Genomic DNA, 20,317 nt, shown 5'->3' with positions numbered 1-20,317 from the left:
ATTATCAATGCCGGCTTTTAGGTCAAAATTACAAGGTTACAATCATCTTAGTGAATTTTGTCAATTATCCACAAGCTCTGATAACCGCGATGCCCTTGAACCTTTGTTAAGAATCCCTCACTATATAGAGATACGTGTAAAAGGCAATAACATGATCCCCGTCAACAAACAGACTCCAGACTTTGTTATCGATGAAAATGACATAGAATTCACAGCCATTCGCTCCCAGGGAGCCGGCGGCCAAAATGTCAATAAAGTCGCCACCGCTATCCATTTGCGATACGACATCAAAAGCGCGATTTTACCCGAGAAATACCGTGAGCGAATACTGGCGTTAACGGATCATCGCATTACCAAAGATGGTGTTGTGATTTTAAAGTCTCAGGAACATCGCACCCAGGAAATGAACAAAGCCGCAGCGATTGAACGATTAATCGAAGTGCTAATGCCCGCATCAAAAGCCGTTAAAAAACGTCGACCTACGAAACCCAGTCGTTCGGCGAAAGCAAAGCGAATGGATAAAAAGAGCCAGCGCGGTAACCTAAAAGCAACGAGATCCAAGGTTAAACTCTAATGACAAATAATTTTACCGGCCATTTAAGCAAAATGGCCACAGAACTTATCGATGGCGTGGTCCATTACACACTCAAAGCCGGCGAGCATCGCTTAGCGCTAAACCCACTCATAGGCCAGAAATTAACCCTGACTCACACCGGACAAATCCATTGCCAAAGCTGTGGTAAAAAAACCAAAAAGAGTTACTCCCAGGGTTTTTGCTATCCGTGCATGATGAAGCTGGCGCAATGTGACATGTGTATATTAAAACCTGAAAAATGTCATTTTGAACAAGGTACCTGTCGTGAACCTCAGTGGGGAGAAGCCAATTGTTTTGTGCCTCACTACGTCTACCTTGCCAATACTACTGCCATCAAAGTGGGCATTACCCGTCACACGCAAATTCCGACGCGCTGGATGGATCAGGGGGCAAATCAGGCATTGCCAATTTTTAAAGTCGATTCGCGCTTACAATCCGGACTAGTAGAAACAGCATTGGCAGAATTAATCAGCGATAAAACCAACTGGCGTAATATGCTCAAAGGCAAAGCCGATGCCATTGATTTAAAACAACGAGCGCAGGAACTTATTCCTGAGATCAATCTACGCCTGGATGAATTAAGGCTGCGCTTTGGCGGCGACGCCATCGAACAACTGGATGCAGATGTAGTCGATATTGATTACCCAGTAGATCTATATCCGACCAAGATTAGCTCATTTAACTTCGATAAAACACCAGAAGTATCCGGCGTATTACAAGGTATCAAGGGCCAGTATTTAATTTTCGATTCTGGCGTTATTAACCTGCGCAAATTCACCTCTTATGAAGTAACCGTCTCCGCTTAAAAAATGCCGGCATTTGTTTAAGTGGGGTCAGAGTCAATTAGCGAAAAACGATCTTGATATAATTCAATTCGTTAACTGCGATACATACATGACTCTGTCCCCATAAAATCTCCCCCTGCTTATCCAACAAAAGGGTCACTAAACTTTTCATCGGCCAGCATCTGCGAATCTGTCAGGGTATGTAGCCACTTGATGATAAAAAATGCCGGCAAAAGCCGGCATTGAAACCCTGATGATTCAATGTTGTCATCAGGCAGCGAGTTTTTCTTTCGTCTGCGCTACTTTATTGCCTTCCTTTGGTAAGCGAGCAGGCGCACTCGGCGGGCGTTGCAGGTAGTTACTGATAAATCCTAAGAGAATAACCAAGAGTAACAAGTACAAACCACGGTAATCGGTCTCGTGTTCAACCACTTCCGTTTGTTCAAGTTTTTGACCTGTGACCTGCTCCATTTGCGGCTCTGCAGCGGCAATGGGTGGAACCTGCGCTAACGCTTCAGCGAGTGCCTGCGTCAGTGGCGTTAAACCAAAGCCTGCAGCGGTGTTATCCATAAACTCTTTGAATTTTTCATTATCGGTGGCCACGTCAAATTCCGTCGCCAGTTCGGTATAGGTTTCTACCATAGTTTGCAGCGTCTGCTTATCTGCGTCCCAATAGCCTTTGCGAACCGCTTCGAGCATGCGCTCCAGCATTTGCGCCAGGGTTTCTGCATTGTGCTGTTCAAAGAATTCCCGCATATCCAGTTCATACTTATCATTGACATAAACTTCAAAGAATTCCTGCCAATGGTCATCACGAACAGCATCCGGTGTCATTACTTCCCAACCCCACATATTATTCATCCGATCAAGAATGGCAGTGGCGCCAGCATAACCTGATCCCTGCATGGCCTGGATCCAGCGCGGGTGAAAATAACGGCTACGCATTTCCTGATTCAGGAAGGCTTCCATGGTTTGCGCTTTCACATTGTCTTTACGACGCAAATTAGACACGTACATTTCAGGCGTTTCGCCATCGAGATGACGTACCGCAAGACCGATACCGCCAAAGTACTGGAACGGGTCATCGTTGGTCATTAAGGCATACAGGTTGGTGGAACGGGAGAAAACCACGCCATCTGTGCCAGACAGAACTTTGGCGTAAAGATTGTCGCTGGTGACATTTTCGCTCCAGCGAGATTCGTCTTTACCAAAGGCATAGCCCATTCGGTCTAAATACAAATTCGCCAGTTTGCTATCGTCTTCCCAGCTATCGGAATCCAGTGATGCGCCTGCAAGGCCGGTACCATAGTTTCCGGTCTCATTAGAAAAGATACGCAAGGTCGATAAATATTCCGCGTCTTCAATTGATTTACCTGAATCTAAAAGTTCTTTTTTCAAAGCGTTAGCATGACGATAAACGAAGTTATTCTCTTCCTTTAGCTTACCGATTTCATCAATAGCTTTGGCCAGAAAAATCATCACATTCGGGAATGCATCACGATATAAACCCGTTGCAGAAATCACCACATCAACACGCGGTCGGCCCAACTCAGAGTATGGGATCACTTCGATGCCAGAGACATTACCGGCGCGATTCCACACGGGTTTTACCCCCATGGCATGAAGAATTTGTGCTTCCAATGCTCCCTGGTGGCGCATGGTTTCCAGTGACCACAAAGAAAACGCCAGTTTGTCCGGGTATTTGCCATGTTTGCCATAGTAATCTTCGATAGTTTGATCCATCAATTTAACACCGGCTTGATAGGCTTCTTTGGAAGGCACTTTCGCCGGGTTAAAGCCAATCAGGTTACGGCCAGTTGGCGCAGCATCCGGATTTCGAATGGGATCGCCACCGTGGCTTACGCCGATATAACCGGCATCAAGCGCCAACAATAGATTGCTGATTTCGGCGATATTGTCAAAGTTATGCCAGTAGTTTTCTGCCAGTTCCAGATCGGCAGCGAGAGCTGTATCTGGCGCTGCAGGCAATAAACTTACGTCGGCTTTATTGTCCAGCAAATGCCGCTTTAACAACTGGAAACCATCCAGCGCTTCAAGGTTAACGACCTGACGTTCATCAAGACGATTTTCTTCAGCGACTGCCAGGGAATTAGCTTTTTCATAGGCGGCGGCGCGCTCAGCAAAATCATCACCCAGCATTTGAATGATGGTGCTGAATAGATGCGCTTCTTTTGGCAATAAACCAAAGGTATGAACCCCAAGCGGCTGGCTTTGCTGAGCCATATCGTTTAAGTGATCCTGCATCTTAGCAATCGCATCATCAAGCACAAAGCCTTCAGCATTTGGATCTACGCCGAGATCCTTAAACAGGGATAGCTCAGTCGCTAAGTCTTTAATTGATTGTTCGGTGTTAGCGCGGGTCTGCCCCTGCTCTAGCATCATATAGTTGGTGATCAACTCATTTAATTTAGCGACATCAGCGTAAAGGCCAGCTTTGGCAAAACCTGGGGTTAAATGAGAAATCATCGTCGCACGACCGCGACGTTTCGCCTGCATGGCTTCACCAACATTGTCGATAATGTACGGGTAGAATACCGGCAAATTACCAATGGCTAAATTGGGCGCATCCCAAACCGATAAACCGCGTTCTTTACCGGTTAGCCATTCCTGTGAACCATGAGTACCCAGGTGGATATAGGCATCGGCATCAAACACTTCGCGAACATATAGATAAATGGCCAGATAGCCGTGAGTTACTGGGGTTTTGGTTGAGTGATATAAGCTGGCATGCTCATCGGGGTTTTCACCACGAACGCCCTGAGGCAGCACTATCATGTTACCCAGTTCCATGCGCGGGATCACAAACATCTTTTCACCGTTAACCTCGGTTACCATATTTGAATCGCCAGGGTTACCCCAACGCTCTACAATGGGTTGTTGGACGTTTTCAGGTAAGGAATTGAACCATGCCAAATAGGTGTTAAGTGGTAGGTAATCTGCTAAGCCTTTATCGATTAGAGCCGAAGAATCTTCATTGCGATAGTAAGGGCGCAGTAACAATCCTGCTTGTGCAATCAAGGTTTCATTATCTTTCACATTGACCTGATAACCACCGGCTTTCATCGCCATAGCAATTTGTTCAATCGATGACGGCACGTCTAAGAATGCCGCGCCAATATTTTTCTCACCCGGAGGGTAGTTCCAGATAAAGGTGGCTACTTTCTTATCCGCCTCGGCAATATGAGCAAGATTGGCGTGGTTATACGCGCGCTCGACTAATGCGTTTAGCTGATCCTGCATAATCACTTTCTCGCCGTTGGCATTCGCCGCAATAATCGTAGGATCGGTACTTCCGGTATCTTCTGGCATCACCAAAAAGAATGGCGTTAAAGAAGGCGAAACTCCGGTGTGATTTTCATTGAATGATTGCTCATCACCATCGTTATAATTCAATGCGTGAATAATCGGAACGCCAAGTTTTTCAAATTCTCCTCGACGTTTATCGACATAATGTAACGAACGGTAGTTAATCAACAAATCAACACGGGTTTGCTGTTGTTCGTCTTGCAATAAATCGGTGTAGTTAAGTGCTTCGTCGTTACCTTCGAAAAAATAACCTAATGCTTTTGCACCTTTTGCTTCTAACCCTTTGATGATGGCATCAACGATTTGCGTTTGCTCGTAGTCAACCACAGAGCGATGCATACCAATAGCAACAATGGGTTGTTTATCAGCAGCAGCTAAAAATTGAAAAAATGCATTTTCATCGGCAGTGACAGCGCCTGGAAAGTCATAATGGTACAGGCCTACATTGGGAGTAACTCGTGGTGCGGCAACGGTTTTATCGCTTAGGCTAAAAACGTCAACACTCAGGTAATCCATCATATTGGCATAGTTGTCACGTCCAGCATTTTTATAGTAGCTGCCCAGGGTTTGCTTTTGCTCTGTCGATAGCCCCTGATTTTGTTTGTCGTTATCCAAATCCCCTAACGAGATAACCGGAACGTTAGCAAATTCCTGCAAATACGCTTGGTATTTGCCAAACATAAACGCCGATAATGCCGGATTAATACCATCGAGCATAATCAAATCAGCGGATTGCCAGCGCGCTTTTACGTCTTCTTCGCTTTTGCCTTTGGTGGAATAAATATCAAGATTAAAAGCCTGATCTTTTGCCAGTAAAGCTAATAGTTCACCTTTAGGCTTCGATGCGTGAGACGACATGATTAACAATACGTCTTTGGCTTTTTGTTCGGCTGCATTCAGCGGTGCACTTAACACCATTAGCACCGAAAACAGTGCTGTCGCTAGGCGCTTAAACATTATGGTTGTCCTCCGCCAGTAGTGGCATTGCCTTGTTCAACGGCTTCTCCCTCTGGAACATATACAAAGCTACCATCCGCCATTTTGTACGCGACACCAGCTCGCAACCCTTCACCAGAACCAATGTCACCGGTAGATTTATACTGTTTGATTTCCTTACCTTCTTTAACAATCACTTCCATGTTCGGCTCACCGGCATTTTTAATTACCGTGACGTTTTCGGCACTGAAAACACTGATGGGATTTTGCGCCAGAGCAATCAATAGCGCCGCAATAATCACCAAAAATACATCTACCAGGTTAACTGCACTCACAATTGGGTTTAATTCTTCATCTTCATCGAGAAATCGCATGGGATACCTACTTAGCTTTGCTTTTTAAGTTTGGTGATGGCAATCAACTCATTCGCACACCAGCGTTTTTTTACCGAAGCCGGCCAAAACGTAATCGAAGAAATAACCAATCCCCAGATAACCGCAGCAAAGGCAATGATCAAATTCTCACTGATCCCTTGAATATTGCCGTCAGCTAACGCTTGTAATGCGGGTCCCATCGGGATCATCGTGGCAATCAAACCCAGCATTGGTGCAATGCGGGTCACAATTCGTAGAGTTTCCAGCTTTTTCAAGGCAAACACTTCCAATTCATCCTGGCTTGCGTCTGGATTTTCTACGAAATAGTTGTATATCGGGAAACCAGCAACACCCTGTGGCTGTTCGCTATTTAATTGACGGGTAAATATCAACACATTGTTGCGACGCTGAATCAGCTGGCTGAAAAATCGCCCCAGAGCATATAACGCATAAAAAAGCAGCAGGACAATGGCAATGATAACCGGCGTCATCAGCAGTTCTGACATCTGGGCCATTAATTGTTCGATAGATTGAATAAACACAAGTTTGTTTCCTTATTAAATTTATGAGCGAACTATAGCGAACCTCAAACACGATCTCAATGCAAATAATAATTATTATCATTTAGCTTTACAATTGCATTTACCCCGATAATAATAAAAAGCAATTTTTCCAAGCTAATAAGTACGTTGGCTAAGCTCGCTCATTCCAATAACAAGGAAATGCTATGTATCGCTGTAAAAAAACACTGTTAAGCACGGCTATTGCCGGACAATTTTTGCTATCGCCTGCAGCATTGGCAGACGAACAACAACCGGGTCCCGTAACGGACCTCATCGAAACCATTGTGGTAAGTGGAAGTAAAACGCCAAAGGCGTTGCAGGATGTTGCCGGTAGTATCTCAGTAATCGATTCACAAACCATCGACAATCAAGTCGTTACCGATCTCAATGAAATCTTCAAATACGACCCATCCATTCAGGTAACTGGTGGCGTTGGAGGTGCGCAGAATATTCTGGTGCGGGGCATGGGTTCAGACCGTATATTAATGATCAAAGATGGCATGCGCATGAACGAAGGTTACGGCGCCAATGGTCAAAATGACATCGTAGGTCGCGGCTTTATTGATACCGACACATTAAAACAAGTAGAAGTGGCAAAAGGGGCGGCATCGTCGCTTTATGGATCTGACGCTCTTGGAGGCATCGTGGTTTTCACCACCAAAGATGCTAGTGACTACCTTAGTGATGGTGAGCGCGTTGGCGGCCGAGTAAAATTAGAATACTCAGATCACAGTGCGCAAACAGGCATTGCCGGTACTTTAGCGTTGCAAACGGGCAGTGTTGAACACTTACTCAATGCAAGCGTTCGTGATGGTGAGGAACAACAGAATTTCGAAGGTTCCAATGCGCCTTTCACAATTGAATCGACCAGTGGCTTATACAAAGCAAAATGGAACATCAATCGTAGTAATGCATTAAACCTGATTGTCGACTATTACAAACAGGACGTGAAAGGTGATAGCGCCGATGGCTTATTATTCTATTTTCGTGGTCTTGCGGATTATGGCTATAACATCGTCACGGAAAACACCACCACCGAAAAACAATCCACAGCTTATAAATTGCAGTACACCAGCACCAGTAAAACGCCATTTTTTGACTCTCTGAATATCTCGTTTTATGACAATTCTGCCGAGCAAAGCGATGAAGAATACGGGCAACTCGATATTAACGCACCGATTTTTGGCACCGTTGAACTTCGAGATATGTGGAAAACTGGTTTTTATAAACAAGAAACCACCGGCTTCTTGTCAAACGCAACGCTGGCACTGAATAAGACGCATACTCTCGGCTACGGCCTGGACTATGAAACAACTAAAAGCATGCGTACTCAACACGAATACCGCGAGGTTGCCGGAGTAAGCACTAAAGATGATGTAACCAATAAGTTTCCAACCAATGATATCAATCGTTTAGGTGTCTTTTTTAATGATGAAATCAGCCTATTGAGCGGTGATTTTCTTATTACTCCGGGTGTTCGTTTTGACCAATACAATATGGACCCCAATGGTGCATTGAAAACCAATGGTGAAGAATTTGCCAAAATTGATGAAAGCCAAACATCATTCAATTTAGGTGCGCTATACAAAGTAAATGACCTGCTTTCAGCCTTTGCGCAATATGGCCAGGGATTTAAAGTTCCGGCCTATGATCTGGCTTACATCGAGCACTACAACCAGGCGGCGTCTACTTACATTTACGAAATTGTCCCAAGTGATGATTTATCACCGGAAGAGAGTGATAGTTTTGAGGTTGGTGTTCGTGGCCATGTTGGCGACCTGATCATCAATGCAGCGATTTACTATACCGAATACGATCAGTTCTTAGCGACTCAGTTAATCGATTCTCAAACCGTGTTTAATGAGGATGGCAGTTTCGCTTATCAGCACGATACCTTCCAGTATCAGAACATTGATTCGGTAACGATTAAAGGGGCTGAACTTGCCTTAGATTACGCAATAAACAATCGCTTTAGTATTTTTGCTAATGCCTCTTATCAGGATGGGAAAGACGATACGACGGATGAATATATCAATACTATTAGTCCGTTATCCGGTGTTGTCGGTGTTAATTTTGATTACCACGACCTTTCCAGTCAGCTGACCTTAAATTGGGCAGATCGCATGACCAAAGTTGATGACGGCGAATCCGAAATCGCAGGTTATGGCTCACTGGACTGGTCGCTAAATTATCAGGTTAATGATGCAATGACATTAAATGTTCTCGCCAGCAACTTGCTTGATAAAGAGTATATCCGTTTTGTGAATGTTGCCGGGCACGCGTCGGATTCTGACTTACAAGGTTTTACGGAGCCAGGCCGTGGATTTGCGGCAAATGTTATGTATCAGTTTTAACCGAAATTAAAACGGACTAAGTGCTAAAAATGTGGTGAAACAAAAGCGTTTCACCACTTCCATAGTGCGACACTGTGCGATACGGTGCGAAGGCAATCCTTGTAAATTTCAGCTTTTGGCGGAATTTACCCAAAGGAAAAAATCGCCTTTCGCTTATATTGCTCACCCAAGAGATTCAAGATCACACTTAACTATCCGTAACACCTTTTGCTGCATCCTCATGCTTAGGCTTAAGCCAAAGCATGAAACCTTCCCTTTCCAATTTAAGCCATTGAAAATCCTATTCTTTGCTACCTTTAGATTATGACTCTGATAAAAATCGTACTGTCTAACGCTTAAAGCGGCCATGACAAAGGGAACCACGTTAAGGTTGAATATGATGATATCCACGCTGCTAAAATCCATTCGTTTGCCCTTTCTGGTTCTGGCGCCGGTTTGCGTGTTCCTTGCATCCAGCTTAGTGATCTATGAACAAACAAACCTGAATTATGTGGTGTTGATATTGGCTTTACTTGGTGGCTTGTTCGCCCAGATCAGCGTCAATGCATTAAACGAGTACTTAGATTTTACCAGCGGTCTGGACGCCATGACAAAACGCACAGCATTCAGTGGTGGCAGCGGTGCCTTGATTGAAGCGCCAGAAATGAAAAACTGGGTGTTATATGTCGCGCTATTATCACTATTGGTGACCATCACAATCGGTGTGTTTTTTTATTACGTTCGTGGCCCCATCATTTTTGTTTATGGTATTTTGGGGATTTTTTTGATCCTCGCCTACACCCGTTGGTTAAATAAATCAGCACTGGCCTGTTTAATTGCGCCGGGCTTAGGCTTTGGTACTATCATGGTAACAGGTTGTCATTTCGCCCTGTCGGGGATGCATACCTCAGGGTCGTTATTTGCAGGTTTCGTGGTGTTTTTTCTGACCAACAACCTACTTCTTTTAAATCAGTTTCCCGATATCGATGCTGACCAACAAGTAGGTCGTAATCATATGGCAATCCGCTATGGCGTTGTCACTGCCACTAAGGTTTATTCTTTGTTCGCCATACTAGCCGCATTGACGTTGCTGATTGCAATTATCAGCAAGTCGCTGCCACCTCTGACAGCAATTGCCCTGCTTCCGCTTTCGGCTGGTATTTATTGCTTTTATGGCTGTAAAAAATATGGCAAAAGCCTGGGAGACAAGCCACTTTATTTAGCGGTAAACACCATAATCACCCTATTAGTTCCCGTGATCATCGCGACAAGTTTGCTGCTCAGTTAGAAATTCCTTCCGGCGGATATCGTTAAACAATACTTTACAGCCCAAATCGCTAAAACAGATTCGCCCCTAACAAAATTCTGTGGTTGCGTTACAATGCCCGTATCTCATTGATAATTTATACCAGGGTTCCTGGTTCAACATCTAATAAAGACAAGGTTATGATGAAAAAGACATTTTTAGCATTGGCACTAGTTACAGCGTTAGCCGGTTGCAATAATGCAACACAGGATACCCACGCAAACAAAGAAGCTCAGGCAAGCAAAGACGCACAGGTAAGCGCAGTCGCGAGCCCACAGCAGCAGGCTCAGGCACTCTTCCAATCCTACTTTGAAGAATCTATGGCCTTGTCGCCGGTTTACGCGACGTTTGTTGGTATGAATGAATACAATGATAAATTCAGTGCACCTATCAGCGAAGAAAGCCTGGCGCAAAGCCTGGCGTTAGAGCAGAAATATTTAGATAAAATCAATGCCATTGATGAGTCTGCACTAACCGGTCAGGATTTGTTGAGTTATCAAATTTTTAAGCGAGATCGTGAATTAGAGATCAAAGGCTATGATTTCCCATCTTACCTGATCCCGCTAAATCAGATGTATGGTATTCACAATATGTATGCCACGTTAGGCTCTGGTCAAAGCGCACAACCATTTAACACCTATCTGGATTACCAAAACTTTATCTCTCGTACCGATGGATTTTCCGCTTATATGGACAGCGTGATTGTTGCGATGCGTGAAGGTATGGAAAAAGGTGTGGTACTGCCTACGCCTATCGTTGAGAAAATTCTTCCGCAGTTATCTGTGCATGTTGTAAAGGACGCCAAAGACAGCGTATTTTATGGCCCAGTGACCATGCTTAGCGATAACTCGGAACTAAGTGATGAACAAAAGCAACAAGTCACAGAGCAATACCAAGACATGATCCTCAATACCTTGGTGCCTACCTATGATAAGTTTTATCAATTCATCGAAACCGAGTATTTACCAAAGGCCCGTGCAAGCGTTGGCTTATCTGAATTGCCCGATGGTAAAGCCTGGTATGAGTATCAAATTGAAACCAATACGACATTGCCACTAACCGCTGAAGAATTACATGAATTTGGTCAGCAGGAAGTTGCTCGCATTCTGGCAGAGATGAATAAGGTCAAAGCCCAGGTTGAATTTGATGGCGATTTGAAAGCCTTCTTTAAGTTTTTACAAGAAGATGAACAGTTTTACTGGGATTCGGAAGAAGAAGTGGTCGCCGCGTATATGGATATCAAAGACGATATTAATCAGCGTTTACCGAAACTGTTCGAGGTTTTTCCAAAAGCAGATTATGAGGTTCGTGCTGTAGAAGCATTCCGAGCTGCCTCTAGCGCCGGTGCCAGTTATCAATCTCCGGCACCAGATGGTTCTCGCCCGGGTATTTTTTACATTAATACCCATAATTTAAAAGCACAGCCTAATTTTATTTTAGAAACACTGAGCATTCATGAAGCCTCTCCAGGACATCACTTCCAAATCACCATTCAACAGGAAGTCAAAGACTTGCCGATGTTCCGTAAATTTGGCGGCTACACAGTATTTTCAGAAGGCTGGGCTTTATATGCTGAAAGTTTAGGAAAGGAGCTAGGTTTATTTTCTGACCCCTATCAATGGTATGGTCGTCTGTCGGATGAGCAATTACGAGCCATGCGCTTAGTCGTGGATACTGGCTTACATGCGTTTGGCTGGACCCGTGAACAGGCAATCGACTTTATGGCGCAAAACTCCTCGTTAGCCATGTCAGATATTGAAGCTGAGGTTGAACGTTATATCTCCATTCCAGGTCAGGCGCTAGCCTACAAAACCGGCCAGCGAGCGATCCGAGATTTACGCAATCAGGCGCAAGCCGAACTTGGAGAGAAATTTGATGTCCGTAAATTCCATACGCAAGTATTAATTGATGGAGCTCTGCCGATGCCAATTTTAGAAAAGAAAATTATGGCTTGGGTTGCGACCCAAAAATAATTTCGACCACAAAAAAGGGCAAGAATGAATCTTGCCCTTCTCTTATTACCGCATTAACTTAAGCCTGAAACCTGAAACCTGAAACCTAACATCTTATTTTTAAGGATTAAAGTAAGTAAATACCGTTTCAAACGCACCCTGTTGAAATTGTTTTAATCCAGTATCGCGATAATCAATTTCGACCTGACTTTTTTTCAGTTTTTCTTTGATATCCGCTGGGCGCACTAATTCAACTTTTAGTGCTTCAATCAACTGGATCGCCGCTTCAATTTTAAAGCCTTGTGATCCACCAGCAAACTTGCCCTTGGTCATACGTTCTTTTATGACTACCGTTTCAACCGCATAATCCGCCATCAATTTAGCAAAGGTAAATTGGAATTTGCGAATGTTTTCGGTGTCCGTGCCGCGCTCTAAAGCCACTTTGGGTACGCGAATATGGGGTAAGTCAAATAGTTGGTTTTCAAAGTTCATGACACAGATAATTGCATCATCCCCTTTGATCTCTACACCACAAACTTTCATGGAAGCTCCTTAAATTTTTATACCAATTAAGATTGGCATCATTGGCGCAAGTATATCAAAAAAATAGAATAAACTGACCTTAAATTATCCGACTTTCGTCGTATTTCAACTTGCATCGAGCTAAGCTAACGTATTAACGTAGAACCGCTTAAAACAAAATTAGAGAAAATAATGAAAAAGCACTTACTTGCACTCACAGTATCTGTCGCCCTTGGATCGACATTGACCGCCTGTGGCGATAACAACAAGCCCCAACAAACTCAAAAGTCAGAATCCGCCGCTGCGCAGCCTCAGCAAGCCGATGTTAATCAGCAGTTTGCTCAATTTAGTGAAAACCTGATCAATGAATTTTGGAAATTAAACCCAGGTTATGCCGTATATGTGGGTTATTACAAATATGACGATCAGATGCCTGTCCCGGATGCGCAAACCATGGCAAGTGATTTGGCATTGGTCAAAGAGAAATTGGCTGCCTTACAAGGTTTTGATCCGAAGCAATTAGATGCGGGCAATGCTAGTGACTTTTTCATTTTGAAAAACCAGCTGGAATCACAAATTTTCAGCATGGAAAAATTAAAATCCTACCAATGGAACCCTGCAAGTTATAACGTTGCCGGTGTTTTCGGTGTCATATTAAACACCGATTACAAAGCCAAAGACGAGCGTTTGCGTACCATATATCGCCGCATGGAAAATATTCCAGCGTATTATGATGCAGCAAAAGCCAATATCACCACCCCGACACTCACCCACACTGAGCTTGCAATTCAGCAAAACCAAGGCGCTGCGGGTCTGTTTTCTGGCGCAATTGCCGCTGCGGCTGCTGAATCCGGGTTAAACGAACAGGAAAAAACCGACTTCACCGCACGCATTGAACAATCCACTGCAGCGATTGAAGGGTATATTGGCTGGCTTCAGGATAAAGCAAGCGAGCTTAAGGAAAACGATTCCGGCAAAGATTTTCGCATTGGCGGTGAACTATACGAACAGAAGTTTGCTTTGGATATCTATTCCAGCCTGACCGCCGAACAGCTATTTGATAAAGCGGTTCGCGAAAAGCAACGCGTACACGCTGAAATGGCGAAAATTACCAAACAGCTTTGGCCAACATATTTTGCCGATACCGACATGCCAGAGGATATGTTAGTTGCCACCAAACAGCTTATCGATCATTTATCGGTTAAACACGTAAAACGCGATGAATTTGTCGATGCCATTCGAGCCCAGATCCCTGAGCTGGAAAAATTCGTGATGGAGAAAAACCTGATAGAAATGGATAAAGACAAGCCATTAGTGGTTCGTGAAACGCCAGAATATCAGCGTGGCTTTGCCGGGGCTTCGATCAATGCACCTGGCCCTTATGACGCGGAAGCAAACACTTACTACAATGTCACACCATTAGATAATTTTAATGATGAGCAAGCAGAAAGTTATTTACGTGAGTACAATCACTGGATCCTGCAAATTCTCAATATTCATGAAGCCGTTCCTGGGCATTACACTCAATTGGTACACAGCAATAAGTCAAAATCCCTAGTGAAATCTATTTTTGGCAATGGTGCCATGATTGAAGGCTGGGCGGTTTACACCGAGCGCATGATGCTGGAAGAAGGCTATGGAGATAACGAGCCGGAACTTTGGTTGATGTACTACAAGTGGAACTTACGAGTGATTATGAATTCCATTATCGACTATGCCATCCAGGTGAACGGTATCGGTGAACAAGAAGCGCTGGATATGATGATGAATGAAGCATTCCAGGAAGAAGCGGAAGCCCGTGGTAAATGGCGTCGTGCGACGTTATCCCAGGTACAGCTAACCAGCTATTTTACTGGCTATTCGGAAATCTATGATTTACGCGAAGAACTGAAAGAGAAAATGGGCGATGATTTCGACCTGACTGAATTTCATAATAAGTTCCTAAGCTTTGGCAGCTCTCCGGTGCCTATCATCCGTGAGATGATGCTTGGAGAGTTAGATAAATAGTGAAATAACCTTAGGTTAGCCAATCTATTGTTTAAAAGCCTGACACAAGTCAGGCTTTTTTGTTTGTCGCTTATTACTGAAATCCAAGGTAAAATTATCGTTACTAAGCGGTTAACTTTGTGTTGTTCAGGAAGATACGTGAAACCCGATTCATTCACCCAAAAGCGTCATTTCATTGTTGCCCTAGGCAAATCACTGCATAAATTCGGTACGTCTTCGTATCGCCTTGAAAATCATCTAAAAAATGTCTCTAAATTTCTCGATGTTCCAGGTTCTTTTATCATTACTCCTACGGCACTGACATTCGTGTTGTACAACAGCGAAGATCAACAGGAATACAATTATGTGGTTCGGGTAAACCCGGGAGATATCGATTTAAGTGCACTGGCTCGCACCAATGATTTGGTGGAAGAGCTCGCCTCTGGTCAACGCACACTCGCAGAGGCTATCGAGCGTTTACAAGATATCGCAGCGCGCCCTTCCCCATACAATAAATTCTGGACCTTTCTCGCCTTTGGTGCTTCATCCGGCGCCTTTGCTTTACTCATGCATACCAGTTGGCATGATGTGTTTTGGTCCACCCTTTTGGGCTTTCTGGTTTACCTGATGGTGCTTTGGTCCGAGCGTTCAAACAGTATTGCCAATGCTTTGGAACCCTTAACCGCGATTCTGGTGGCGATGGCCGCCAGCGCCATAAGCCTGATTGACCCGGCAATCAATATACCTTTAGTGATCCTGTCATCGATTATCGTATTTATTCCCGGTTTATCCCTGACCACGGGGCTGGCAGAGCTTGCTGAACGGGATTTAATGTCCGGTACTGCGAAAGTCATGGATGCCATGATGACCTTGTTTAAGCTGTATTTTGGCGGCGTACTAGGGATGGCTTTAGGCACGTTATTATGGGGAAAAGGCGAGTTTATGTTAAGCGAACAAGTGCCGACATGGACCGCCTGGATAGCCGTATTGATCCTATCGCTTTCACTGGTGGTGATATTTAAAGCTCGTCCCCGACATGCGTTTTGGGGCGTTTTAGCGGGCTTTATTGCCTATAGTGCCAGCGTATGGAGTGGTGCATATGTCGGTGTTGCCTTGGGTGCCTTTTTCGGCGCCTTTGCCATCGGCATTTATTCAAACCTGTTTGCTCGATTTATGAAAGCGCCGGCAAGTATTGTAATGTTGCAGGGGCTGGTGGTATTGGTGCCCGGTTCAAAAGTTTATATTGGCCTCAATTCAATTATATCCGGCAGTGTTATTGTGCAGATGAATCAAATCGGCTCGCAAACCTTTTTAATTTTTATGGCGTTGGTCGCGGGATTAATCTTTGCGAATGTAGCAATCCGCCCGCGCTCCTCGTTGTAAAAAGGCTGACCAATTATGTGCATTTTATTTATCGCGATCAATCAACATCCAGACCATCCATTGATTGTCTGTGCAAATCGTGATGAATTTTATCAACGTGCAACGAAGACAATGCATCATTGGTCAAAAACCGTAGACGATTGGCAAATTACCGCAGGCAAAGACATGCAAGCTGGTGGTACCTGGTTTGGCGTCGCCCAACAATCAGGTGATACCGAGAAAGGCATTCACTTTAGTGCCCTGACCAATATTCGTAATCGCCGAGCGGTTGAACAAAATAAAGATAAATCGATGCGTTCTCGCGGAGAATTGGTTTCTATGGCTCTTGCGCCCGACAATGATATTGATCTCGATTGGCTGTTAGTCAATAGCAGCGCATACAACCCCTTTAACTTAATTTATCAGCGCAAAGATATTTCCGAACCTGCGATATTCTGCTTTAATGCGACGGAATTACGTCAACAACGCCTGGAAGATGGTTTTCATGCAATCTGTAATGGTAATTTAAATGATAAATGGCCAAAAATGACCAAGGGCGAAAAAGCCTTAGAAGCCATCGTCAATCAACATCAGGCGTTAGATCCATACGAGTTGTTCAAGATCATGCAGGATCAGACACAGGCACCGGATGAGTTATTGCCCGATACCGGTGTTGGCATTGAATGGGAGCGCTTGCTCTCAAGCATTTTTATTCAGTCTGAAAGCTATGGCACTCGCTCAACTACCTTGTTCTTCACTCATAGGGCAGGCGGTGCAAGCCTGTATGAGTTATCGTATGATGAGCAGGGAAACGCACAAAACGTCCAGGAATTCCATTTAACCGACAAGGCAAATCACCATGAGTAACCAAGACAAAGTTTGTATCATAACCGGCGGCTCATCCGGTATCGGTGCTGCAATTGTTGTCGGCTTTAGCCAGGCGGGTTATCGAGTCTTTAATCTCGATATTCAACCTCCTATTCACAGTAATAAGACAGGTACGGAGCGCGGAGAATACGTCAACTGTGATGTCAGTGATTTTGCCCAGGTTCAAAAATCTATCGCCAATATCATTGCTCAAACATCCCGTGTCGATGTGCTTATTTCAAATGCGGGCCGTCACCTCTCCGCCAATATTGAAAACACCAGCGAGGCGGTTTTCGACCAAATCATCGCCCTTAATGTCAAAGGCGCATTTGCGGCAACTCAGGCGGTCATACCTGCAATGAAAAAACAAAATGATGGTGTCGTGCTTTATATTGCATCGGAACAGGCATTGATCGCCAAAAACAACTCCTTTGCTTATAACCTGAGCAAACATGCATTAGCCTCCATGGCAAAAACCACCGCCTTGGATTATGCTCAATTTAATATTCGCACCAATGCTATATGCCCTGGGACCATTGAAACGCCTTTGTACCATAAAGCCATTGATGCCTATTGCGCGCGTTCTGGTGCTGACAAACAAAGCGTACATCGAGAAGAAGAAGCTCTGCAGCCTCTTGGCCGCCTCGGACAACCCGAGGAAGTCGCAAGTTACGCGTTGTTTTTAGCAAGCGAGCAAGGCAGTTTTATCACAGGTTCATTACAAGTCATAGATGGTGGCTACACCAGCCGTTAAGCGAATAGTATCCGCATGAATGAAACAACTAAAATCATCGACCCGCACCTTCATTTTTTCGATTATGAAAATGGTCACTATCACTGGTTAAAGCCAGAAAACCCACCGATTTGGCCCAATAAAGACGCGCTACAAAAAAGCTTTTCCGCCGCGGATTTAACGCTCTCAGATGCCATGGAATTACAAGGGTTGGTGCATATTGAGGCTGGGTTTGATAATCAACACCCGGAAAAAGAATTGGATTTTTTAGAGCAATTGCAATTGCCTCCATTTAAAGCCATCGCTTGCGCTGATTTAACCAAAGTTGAATTTAATCAATCTTTAGAAACGCTACGCACATACAAGAGCTTTGTCGGTGTCAGACATATTATTGATGCGCAAGGTGATACGCTGCTTCATGACCCAAATTTTGCAGACAATCTCGCTTTACTTGCCGAGCATAAACTCATTTTCGAAGCACAATTAGATTGTTGTGATTTGGATAGTGCAATACGACTGGCGGAACTTGCCAGCAACTATCCCAATCTCCAAATCTGTATCAATCACTCAGGAATTCTGCGCGATTTTAGTCAGTGGCCTGCACTTTCTGAATACGCCAAATGGCGTGCCGCCATGCACTATTTTTCTGATCAGGAAAACATCGCGTTAAAAATTTCTGGGATGGAAATGCAAAACCCGCGCTGGAGTTGGGGACATGCTCGCTGGCTCGTACACAAATTAAGAAACTTATATGCTGAAGAGAGATTAATGCTGGCCAGCAACTTTCCAATTAATTTACTGGCGATGCCCTATGACACGCTCTGGTTGGGTTATCGTGATGAATTAGGTCTGTCTCCTGAGAGTTTTCAAGCATTGGGCCATGACAACGCCAAACGGATTTATAGGCTTTAAGAGCAGTTATTTCAGGCGGGAATTGAAATCCCCTCAAGTGAACAGGTGGCAGGTTTCAGGTCTCAGAAAAAGCAATTAAAAAGCGTCATGCCGTGATACTACACGGTATCTTAGACAACAGCCGGTATATCTGAAGTGCCATTGGTGGGAATTGAAATTCCCTCAAGGCGGAGAAACAAACACGTTTCTTTGGGTGGAGATTCCGAAAAATCGTAATGGCGGGATAACGCGAAAACGCATTGGGTGGATAACGTTTCATTTTATGAAACGTTGGTAAAAGCCACAAAAATCTGAGTCATTCCCTGACACTACAGGGAATCTTAGCCTAAGCCGAATGTCTCAAAAGTGCCAATAAGAGCAGTACGTATCGCAAGCGATACTTCGAGAACGTGACGGAAATCGTCACTTCGAGTACGCTGATGTCATCAGCTCCGAGTACACGCTGTTTCGAGTGAAAAGCAACCCCGCCTCGCGTCATTCCCTGACACTACAGGGAATCTATCACCATAAGACTGAACGATTTAATGAGTGTGTTGCGTCCATCGATTGAACTCACAGCCAGGAACAGCCTGTTAGCAACAGGCTAATATAAGCTTCAAATGATTCCAAATCCTTTGAGATAACTTACTACTATGCCTAGAATTGAAAGTATGATTACTAGCTCAATACCTGTAATTCTGCGGGCGTTTAATCTTTGCTTTTTGGGTTAATGTCATTTCCTTTTACAAGAACCTCGTAAGCAGTGGAATAATCGATTGGCTGCTCAGCTAAATAAACATCCATGGCTCCAGCCCCCATAGTGGCTTCCTTAATACCTGTCTTTTCGATGTTAGTGTACCCACCTTCATCAAGGCCTTCGAGACAAATCAATACCGATGGTTTAACCCAGCTTCTAAAAGCTAAGCCTTGCATAACCTGTTTAATATCTTTTTCAAGGTCAAAGAAGTCGCCAGCTAAGCTTCTAGGGTGCGTGGAGCTACGTTTGATAGTTAACACCTTTCGAGTGATAAGGTTTTCGCCCGTTAATTCATAGGGTGAAAGTTTTATCTGGTATGCTTGTTTAAGTATGGGAAGTTTGGAAATTAATCTTATTATATCCATTTAAATCTCGGATTTTTGCTTCTGCTTTTCGCTCTTACCCGACATTAGGCTTTTCCACCAGTGACGTCAACAGAGGGTAACAAGTTTGACTCAAGACCGAGCAATCATCCGTACACGGTAGACCGAAAAACACCAAAATACACAAGCTGCAAGAGCCCCGATAAAACTGCAATATAACGCCTGAAATAAAAGATAAAAACTAGAATCATTTCCAAATGGCTTGAAGGCATAAATAAAAACAAAAGCAGGAATGATTGCTGCTAGACAGTACCAACCTAAATTGAATTTTTTATATTTATTTAGTAGAAAATGTACTGGAAACGCCCAAACAACGATAACAATTGCACAGACAGTAGTTGATAATCCCGCAACAAAAAATGAGTAGCTAATAAAAGAAAAGTCAGTGCCTCTAGAATCTATAAAAGTTACCGCAAAGGTCAGAATAAAGACGAACAAAATAGTCAAGATAACCGCTATAGATAGATGTTTCATAACCCTTTACTCATAAATTGACGTGACGCTGTTTATCGCCCATATGATTCAAATCTTTGGCCCTTTATTCTCTGGTTTTAGCAAGCCATTTTCGTTCAAAATAGGTTGTACCCATCGATAAAAATCTGACCGCTTTTCATCCCATGGCCAAGCATTTTCTTTGCTTTGTCA

The 20,317-nt window shown here is 44.0% G+C and carries 16 protein-coding genes; 10 read left to right on the top strand and 6 right to left on the bottom strand.

What is annotated here, in order from left to right; genetic code table 11:
* Positions 1-151: 151 nt before the first annotated feature.
* A complete protein-coding gene (gene arfB, locus FE810_RS02615; protein WP_138318685.1) occupies positions 152-574 on the top strand; it encodes an alternative ribosome rescue aminoacyl-tRNA hydrolase ArfB in 423 nt (140 codons plus the stop codon).
* Complete coding sequence (locus FE810_RS02610) at positions 574-1,401, top strand: DUF2797 domain-containing protein (RefSeq protein WP_138318476.1); 828 nt, start codon at positions 574-576, stop codon at positions 1,399-1,401. Before arfB ends, FE810_RS02610 begins: the two co-directional genes overlap by 1 nt.
* A gap of 249 nt (positions 1,402-1,650) precedes the next feature.
* Here FE810_RS02610 and cobN read toward each other — a convergent pair whose 3' ends face one another.
* Genes cobN through FE810_RS02595 form a run of 3 tightly spaced genes read right to left on the bottom strand, consistent with a single transcriptional unit; the run spans position 1,651 to position 6,559 of the window.
* Positions 1,651-5,664 carry a cobaltochelatase subunit CobN gene (gene cobN, locus FE810_RS02605; protein WP_138318475.1) on the bottom strand — a complete coding sequence of 1,338 codons (4,014 nt, stop codon included), beginning with the start codon at positions 5,662-5,664 and terminating at the stop codon, positions 1,651-1,653.
* Positions 5,664-6,017, bottom strand: a complete 354-nt coding sequence (locus FE810_RS02600) for a DUF2149 domain-containing protein (RefSeq protein WP_138318474.1) — start codon at positions 6,015-6,017, stop codon at positions 5,664-5,666. Before FE810_RS02600 ends, cobN begins: the two co-directional genes overlap by 1 nt.
* A gap of 11 nt (positions 6,018-6,028) precedes the next feature.
* Positions 6,029-6,559 carry a MotA/TolQ/ExbB proton channel family protein gene (locus FE810_RS02595; RefSeq protein WP_138318473.1) on the bottom strand — a complete coding sequence of 177 codons (531 nt, stop codon included), beginning with the start codon at positions 6,557-6,559 and terminating at the stop codon, positions 6,029-6,031.
* Between the two features lie 185 nt (positions 6,560-6,744).
* On the opposite strand from FE810_RS02595, the gene FE810_RS02590 reads away from it, so the two are divergent.
* The 3 genes from FE810_RS02590 to FE810_RS02580 all read left to right on the top strand — a co-directional run bounded on the left by FE810_RS02590 (position 6,745) and on the right by FE810_RS02580 (position 12,192).
* Positions 6,745-8,934: a TonB-dependent hemoglobin/transferrin/lactoferrin family receptor gene (locus FE810_RS02590; protein WP_138318472.1), complete on the top strand. Its 2,190-nt coding sequence runs from the start codon at positions 6,745-6,747 to the stop codon at positions 8,932-8,934.
* A 376-nt stretch (positions 8,935-9,310) separates the two neighbouring features.
* The gene (locus FE810_RS02585) at positions 9,311-10,201 is read left to right on the top strand and encodes a prenyltransferase (protein WP_171022225.1); all 891 of its coding nucleotides are present in this window, start codon (positions 9,311-9,313) and stop codon (positions 10,199-10,201) included.
* A gap of 161 nt (positions 10,202-10,362) precedes the next feature.
* Entirely contained in the window at positions 10,363-12,192 is a 1,830-nt protein-coding gene (locus FE810_RS02580; protein ID WP_138318684.1) for a DUF885 domain-containing protein, read from the top strand.
* Between the two features lie 99 nt (positions 12,193-12,291).
* Here FE810_RS02580 and FE810_RS02575 read toward each other — a convergent pair whose 3' ends face one another.
* Positions 12,292-12,714, bottom strand: a complete 423-nt coding sequence (locus tag FE810_RS02575; RefSeq protein ID WP_138318470.1) for a DUF3010 family protein — start codon at positions 12,712-12,714, stop codon at positions 12,292-12,294.
* Between the two features lie 171 nt (positions 12,715-12,885).
* Here FE810_RS02575 and FE810_RS02570 point away from each other — a divergent pair, with 171 nt between their 5' ends.
* From FE810_RS02570 to FE810_RS02550, 5 genes are all read left to right on the top strand, one after another.
* Positions 12,886-14,700, top strand: a complete 1,815-nt coding sequence (locus FE810_RS02570; RefSeq protein ID WP_138318469.1) for a DUF885 domain-containing protein — start codon at positions 12,886-12,888, stop codon at positions 14,698-14,700.
* A gap of 138 nt (positions 14,701-14,838) precedes the next feature.
* Complete coding sequence (locus FE810_RS02565; protein ID WP_138318468.1) at positions 14,839-16,062, top strand: threonine/serine exporter family protein; 1,224 nt, start codon at positions 14,839-14,841, stop codon at positions 16,060-16,062.
* A 15-nt stretch (positions 16,063-16,077) separates the two neighbouring features.
* Positions 16,078-16,908: an NRDE family protein gene (locus tag FE810_RS02560; RefSeq protein ID WP_138318467.1), complete on the top strand. Its 831-nt coding sequence runs from the start codon at positions 16,078-16,080 to the stop codon at positions 16,906-16,908.
* Positions 16,901-17,662 carry an SDR family NAD(P)-dependent oxidoreductase gene (locus FE810_RS02555; RefSeq protein WP_138318466.1) on the top strand — a complete coding sequence of 254 codons (762 nt, stop codon included), beginning with the start codon at positions 16,901-16,903 and terminating at the stop codon, positions 17,660-17,662. Before FE810_RS02560 ends, FE810_RS02555 begins: the two co-directional genes overlap by 8 nt.
* A 15-nt stretch (positions 17,663-17,677) precedes the next feature.
* Complete coding sequence (locus FE810_RS02550; RefSeq protein ID WP_138318465.1) at positions 17,678-18,553, top strand: amidohydrolase family protein; 876 nt, start codon at positions 17,678-17,680, stop codon at positions 18,551-18,553.
* A gap of 687 nt (positions 18,554-19,240) precedes the next feature.
* Here the strand turns inward: FE810_RS02550 and FE810_RS02545 are convergent.
* A complete protein-coding gene (locus tag FE810_RS02545) occupies positions 19,241-19,654 on the bottom strand; it encodes a hypothetical protein (RefSeq protein ID WP_138318464.1) in 414 nt (137 codons plus the stop codon).
* A 90-nt stretch (positions 19,655-19,744) separates the two neighbouring features.
* Positions 19,745-20,146, bottom strand: a complete 402-nt coding sequence (locus tag FE810_RS02540) for a hypothetical protein (protein ID WP_138318463.1) — start codon at positions 20,144-20,146, stop codon at positions 19,745-19,747.
* Positions 20,147-20,317 lie beyond the last annotated feature (171 nt).

The organism is Thalassotalea litorea, assembly GCF_005843925.1.
Taxonomy (GTDB): domain Bacteria; phylum Pseudomonadota; class Gammaproteobacteria; order Enterobacterales; family Alteromonadaceae; genus Thalassotalea_A; species Thalassotalea_A litorea_A.
The sequence above is the reverse complement of the archived record's forward strand: the minus strand, read 5'-3'. Positions and strand labels throughout refer to the sequence as shown.

Bases quoted from the DNA above. Each gene is read 5' to 3' on its own strand.
- arfB (WP_138318685.1), top strand. From the start codon at position 152: ATGATCCCCGTCAACAAACAGACTCCAGACTTTGTTATCGATGAAAAT.
- FE810_RS02610 (WP_138318476.1), top strand. From the start codon at position 574: ATGACAAATAATTTTACCGGCCATTTAAGCAAAATGGCCACAGAACTT.
- cobN (WP_138318475.1), bottom strand. From the start codon at position 5,664: ATGTTTAAGCGCCTAGCGACAGCACTGTTTTCGGTGCTAATGGTGTTA.
- FE810_RS02600 (WP_138318474.1), bottom strand. From the start codon at position 6,017: ATGCGATTTCTCGATGAAGATGAAGAATTAAACCCAATTGTGAGTGCA.
- FE810_RS02590 (WP_138318472.1), top strand. From the start codon at position 6,745: ATGTATCGCTGTAAAAAAACACTGTTAAGCACGGCTATTGCCGGACAA.
- FE810_RS02585 (WP_171022225.1), top strand. From the start codon at position 9,311: ATGATGATATCCACGCTGCTAAAATCCATTCGTTTGCCCTTTCTGGTT.
- FE810_RS02580 (WP_138318684.1), top strand. From the start codon at position 10,363: ATGAAAAAGACATTTTTAGCATTGGCACTAGTTACAGCGTTAGCCGGT.
- FE810_RS02575 (WP_138318470.1), bottom strand. From the start codon at position 12,714: ATGAAAGTTTGTGGTGTAGAGATCAAAGGGGATGATGCAATTATCTGT.
- FE810_RS02570 (WP_138318469.1), top strand. From the start codon at position 12,886: ATGAAAAAGCACTTACTTGCACTCACAGTATCTGTCGCCCTTGGATCG.
- FE810_RS02560 (WP_138318467.1), top strand. From the start codon at position 16,078: ATGTGCATTTTATTTATCGCGATCAATCAACATCCAGACCATCCATTG.
- FE810_RS02555 (WP_138318466.1), top strand. From the start codon at position 16,901: ATGAGTAACCAAGACAAAGTTTGTATCATAACCGGCGGCTCATCCGGT.
- FE810_RS02550 (WP_138318465.1), top strand. From the start codon at position 17,678: ATGAATGAAACAACTAAAATCATCGACCCGCACCTTCATTTTTTCGAT.
- FE810_RS02545 (WP_138318464.1), bottom strand. From the start codon at position 19,654: ATGGATATAATAAGATTAATTTCCAAACTTCCCATACTTAAACAAGCA.
- FE810_RS02540 (WP_138318463.1), bottom strand. From the start codon at position 20,146: ATGAAACATCTATCTATAGCGGTTATCTTGACTATTTTGTTCGTCTTT.